The organism is Longimonas sp., from assembly GCF_040409695.1.
Lineage (GTDB): Bacteria > Bacteroidota > Rhodothermia > Rhodothermales > Salinibacteraceae > Longimonas.
Map to the genome: position 1 here is coordinate 1 of NZ_JARWGJ010000192.1, position 4,604 is coordinate 4,604.

Consider the following 4,604-nt stretch of genomic DNA (forward strand, 5'->3'; position numbering starts at 1 on the left):
CCCCCGATGTAAGCCCCCCGATCGCCTCAGCAGCAAAACCGCCGCCCCCGACCGGGCATCTGCTGCACAAGCTCACCTTCAGATCCGCCTTAAGATTCGAGCCGCCTCTTCCATGCCCACACTCACCGTCGACGACATCACGCTCCACTACACCGACAACGAGCGCGATGCGCTGCCGCTGGTTTTCGTTCATGGCCTCGGCTCCAGCGGACGCGACTGGTTCGCCCAAACCGAAGCCTTCGACGCCGACTACCGCGTGCTCACCTGCGACCTGCGCGGGCACGGCCAGACCAGCAAGCCCCCCGGCCCCTACAGCATTGCGCAGATGGCCCGCGATGTAGCTGTGTGGATACGCAAGCTGTCTCTTCCACCGGTCCACCTGGTCGGCCTCTCTATGGGCGGCATGGTTACATACGAGCTGCTCACCCACGCACCTGAGCTGCTTCGCAGTGGTACGGTCGTGAACAGCGTGCCGGCTGTCAACCTGCAAACACCCGCCGACTATGCTTTCTACTGGTCGCGTCGCGGAGCCGTACAGGTCCTTGGCATGCGACGCGTCGGGCAGATATTGGCTCACAAGCTCTTCATCAAGCCCCACCACAACGACCTCCGCGAGCAGTTTATCGAGCGATGGGCTGCCAACGACCGACACGCCTACCTCGCTTCCATCGACGGACTCGTGGGGTGGAGCGTCGAGTCGCGCCTGTCCATAATACGCCGCCCTGTGCTGGTATGCGCAGCCGACGACGACTACACGCCCGCATCCGTCAAAAAACGCCACGCGGCGCGCATTCCCGAGGGGCAACTGGTGGTTATTGCGGATGCGCGGCATGCACTTCCTGTCGAGCGTCCCGATGCGTTCAATGCGGCGTTGCGTGCCTTCCTGAAACGCGTCGATGCGCGCGGACCTTCGGCAGCCGCACGGTAGCCCATCGCTCGCTGAACAGTCTCCCTCCCTACTTGCCTGGCGTGGGCAAATTGGCCGAGACGGCCTTCGCGGCACCCGCCGACTTCTTCTTCGGCTGCGAACGCCGCCAGAGCGGCACCGAAGAGCACGGCTCGCCGTACATGAGCTTGCGAGCCACGCCCTGCAGCTTCTGCGTCGCAATCAGGTACGCCACGTCGGGCACGGTATCGCCGCCGCATCCCTTAATGACGACCGGCCGGTCGGCGTACGGACTCCAGTCTTCTGCCTCCAGTGCACGGATATAGTAATCGCGAACCAGGTCATCTTCGGTGCCAAACGCTACCGTGCGGGCAATGCCTTCCAGCTTTGAGGCGAGCAGCATGTAGCCCCACGTGGGCACAATGGCATCGGTGGAGCAATGAATCGCCACGTGCTGGCCCTCGTGCTGCGTAAAGTCGTACGCCTTCACATCCTCACGAAAAGGCTCTTCTTTAAGCATCAGCCCCTGCACAAGAAACGGCTCGATATCCAGTTCAGCGATTGGGGCCTCATCCCACAGGTCAGCCAGGTTATAGACAGCGATCTCGCTTTCTGAAACGCGATTTGTGATGTTACCTGTCAGTTCATCCATCGTACTTAGAGGGGGTTGAGAACAAGAATCAGCAGAGAGTCAGATCTATGCCTGGGCAGGCTGAGAGGCCCGCGCCAGGGGAAGCGCCTGCTCCAGCACATCGACCGTGTAAAGAAGGTCATCTTCTGTAGTGTCGCGTCCGGCACTGAAGCGAAGCGAGGCGTGGGCCTCGGCAGGCGAGTGGCCCATAGCACGCAGTACGTGGCTGGGTTTGGGGTCGGTGCTCGCGCAGGCACTGCCGGTTGCACACGATACCGTGCGCAGTGCCTGCATCAGTCGTTCGGCATTGGTGCCGGGAAGCGTGACGTTCGTAGTCTGCGGGAGCCGATCCGCCTTGTCTCCATTAATACGGATGTCTGGGAAACGCGTTTGCAAGGCAGATTCGAAGGTGGCCTGCAGCGCGTGCCAGCGCTCCGCATCCGCTGGCTGACGCTCTTCGGCGAGCGCAGCTGCTGCGCCGAAACCTACCACGGCAGGCACATTCAGCGTGCCGCCGCGCAGCCCCCGCTCCTGTCCGCCCCCATCAATGAAGCGCGGACACTGCACTCCGGCTCGCCGGTAGAGCACGCCGATGCCTTTGGGACCGTACAGCTTGTGCGCTGAGCCGACGAGCAGGTCGGCGTGCTGCACCTCTACCGGAAGTTTGCCCAGTGCCTGCGTGGCATCGGTCAAGAACAGCGCGCGGTGGCTGCGCACAACGTCGTAGCAGTCGTCTATCGGATGCAGCACGCCCGTTTCGTTGTTTGCGTGCATCACAGCCACGAGCACGGTATTGTCGGTGAGCGCCCTGGCCAGCGTGTCGGGGGCGAGGCGGCCCTCCGCGTCCACCGGGCAGTAGGTGATACGCGCGGTGCCTTGCTGCTCCAGCGCACGGCACGATTCGAGCACAGCCTTGTGCTCGGTAGCTACCGTCACAATGTGCGGCATGTCGACCGAGCTGTGCTGCGCAACGCCTTTGATCGCCATGTTCAGTGCTTCCGTTGCCCCACTGGTAAAGGTGAGGCGCTCCGGGTCGGCCCGTAGCAGTCCTGCGACCTGCTCACGCGCTACATCGACCGCACCTTCAGCGCGCCATCCGTGCGAATGCCCGCTTGCAGCGTTGCCGTAATGGGTCGTGAAGTACGGCTTCATCCGCGCAAAGACGGCGTCGTCAACGGGCGTCGTAGCGTTATAGTCGAGATAAACCGAGCGGGGCATAACAGCAGGATGCAGCGGTAGTAACGGACACGCTTTGTAAACCGCTCTGGCTAGGAGTGGGTTTCTAGCGGTCGCAGGCGGTTCGCCTCCCACAGCCGGCCCTCTCACAGCCGGCCCTCACAGCCGACACGGTGTCTACCTGCTTTAATGGCCCTCGCTATGCGGATGCAGCTCACGAGCGCGCTCGCGTATCGCATCCACGTAAAAGCCGTATGCGTACGCAGCCTCACGCGAGCGGTCGAGTCCCTCAAACGTGTAGGCCAGCACCCGCGACTCGTCTTCACGACGCGGTACAGGCCGGGGGCGCTCAGCCGCCTGCTCCTGAAACGTAAACAACAGCCGCAATTCCACCCGGTCTTCAGACGCCGGGTCAAGAAAGGCTTCGGCGTCCACCACCCGGTAAGGCGCATAGCCAAACTGGGCCGCGCCCCGGGCCGCGATGTGGCCGGCGTCATAGTCGACCGTTTCAGGCGTAAGGTCGTGGGCGTTGAACACGTCGAGCACGGCGTAGAAGGTGGCATCGTACGAACTCGAAAGAACAGCGCGTGTGCTTCCGGTGTGGGTCGACGTTGACGTGCAGGCTGCAAGGCAACAGGCTGCCGCAAGAAGTATCAGGGGGATGCGAAACGGATGGGACATAGCGGACGGATAAGCTGCGTGCACTGAGCGCTGCAGATCCAACGAGTCATCTGCATGATGCAGGCGCTATGCAGCCCCATCAAGTAACACCGAACACACGCCGGCAGCTCATCCTCGCTTCAGCAGGATCCGACTCGGAGTTAGTTATTGCGTCCCTGAGAGCGCAAGACCGACGAAGCCGCTGTGCCCACGGCGATACGGGAACAGAGCCCCCGCCACGAGGACCCATCGCCTCGCCCTTCGGGTATGGTCTACTGCACATGCATACTCTGATGCACGCTATTTTTGCGCTTGCTCCCTATTGCTTGCTCCCTATAGAGCGATGGCCTCCCCCTCATCCAACCCGACCGCTGCACAGTCCTGGCAGGACGTGTGCAGCGACCCCAGCCTGCACGATCTGCCCTACAAAATCGAAACCAACGCCCGCGGACAGATCGTGATGAGCCCAACCCATCTCAAACACGGCGCCTTTCAGAGCGAAATTGCTGGGCTGCTTCGCGAGCAGATGCCGACAGGACGAGTTGTGACGGAAGCTGCGGTGGAAACAGAGGATGGCATCAAGGCAGCTGATGTCGCGTGGTTCTCTTCAACGCGCTGGAAGCAGGTGCACGACGACTACGCGGCTTCTATCGCCCCCGAAATCTGTGTCGAAGTGCTTTCGCCTGCGAACACTGACGCCGAGATGCAGACCAGGCGCGCGCTCTATTTCGAGGCCGGAGCCGACGAGGTATGGCTCTGCGATGAAGAGGGCGCACTCTCGTTTTACACGGCAGACGGTCTGCTCGAATCTTCCCACCGGGTGCCGTCGTTTCCTTCTACTGTCTCGTTGTAGCCGATTGCTCAAACCCAGACCCTCATGCAAGACTACTTCCATTACGATGTCATCGTTGTAGGCGGCGGCCATGCCGGCTCCGAAGCCGCGGCAGCAGCAGGTAACATGGGCGCCCGCACGCTGCTCATCACGCTGAAGCTCAACACGATCGGACAGATGTCGTGCAACCCGGCCATTGGTGGTATTGGAAAGGGGCACATTGCCCGCGAGATCGATGCCCTGGGCGGACTCATGGGGCGCGTGACCGACCGTGCGGGCTTGCAGTTTCGGATGCTCAACACCAGCAAAGGGCCGGCGGTGTGGGGCCCGCGTGCGCAGTGCGGACGTGAAGCCTACGCCGATGCCGTACGCGAAGAGCTCGAATCGATCGACAACCTCTACATGCGCGCCGACCAGGT

Annotated in this window: 6 protein-coding genes; 3 read left to right on the forward strand and 3 right to left on the reverse strand. The window is 62.1% G+C overall.

Annotated elements, in window-relative coordinates; genetic code table 11:
- A partial coding sequence (locus tag PPP56_RS11465; RefSeq protein ID WP_353564182.1) for an alpha/beta fold hydrolase occupies positions 1–928 on the forward strand: 928 nt, incomplete at its 5' end.
- 28 nt (positions 929–956) lie between these two features.
- On the opposite strand, the gene PPP56_RS11470 is transcribed toward PPP56_RS11465, so the two are convergent.
- The 3 genes from PPP56_RS11470 to PPP56_RS11480 form a co-directional block, all read right to left on the reverse strand.
- A complete protein-coding gene (locus PPP56_RS11470; RefSeq protein WP_353564183.1) occupies positions 957–1,538 on the reverse strand; it encodes a DUF2480 family protein in 582 nt (193 codons plus the stop codon).
- A gap of 45 nt (positions 1,539–1,583) precedes the next feature.
- Positions 1,584–2,735, reverse strand: a complete 1,152-nt coding sequence (locus PPP56_RS11475) for a cysteine desulfurase family protein (protein WP_353564184.1) — start codon at positions 2,733–2,735, stop codon at positions 1,584–1,586.
- Positions 2,736–2,879: 144 nt separating this feature from the next.
- A complete protein-coding gene (locus tag PPP56_RS11480; RefSeq protein WP_353564185.1) occupies positions 2,880–3,374 on the reverse strand; it encodes a hypothetical protein in 495 nt (164 codons plus the stop codon).
- 322 nt (positions 3,375–3,696) lie between these two features.
- Between PPP56_RS11480 and PPP56_RS11485 the strand changes: the two genes are divergently transcribed.
- Entirely contained in the window at positions 3,697–4,206 is a 510-nt protein-coding gene (locus PPP56_RS11485; RefSeq protein ID WP_353564186.1) for a Uma2 family endonuclease, read from the forward strand.
- Positions 4,207–4,230: 24 nt separating this feature from the next.
- Positions 4,231–4,604 (forward strand): FAD-dependent oxidoreductase (locus PPP56_RS11490; RefSeq protein WP_353564187.1); only part of this gene is annotated, 374 nt, incomplete at its 3' end.

Excerpts from the sequence above, each read along its gene's own strand:
- PPP56_RS11475 (WP_353564184.1), bottom strand. The coding sequence starts at position 2,735 with ATGCCCCGCTCGGTTTATCTCGACTATAACGCTACGACGCCCGTTGAC.
- PPP56_RS11470 (WP_353564183.1), bottom strand. The coding sequence starts at position 1,538 with ATGGATGAACTGACAGGTAACATCACAAATCGCGTTTCAGAAAGCGAG.
- PPP56_RS11480 (WP_353564185.1), bottom strand. The coding sequence starts at position 3,374 with ATGTCCCATCCGTTTCGCATCCCCCTGATACTTCTTGCGGCAGCCTGT.
- PPP56_RS11485 (WP_353564186.1), top strand. The coding sequence starts at position 3,697 with ATGGCCTCCCCCTCATCCAACCCGACCGCTGCACAGTCCTGGCAGGAC.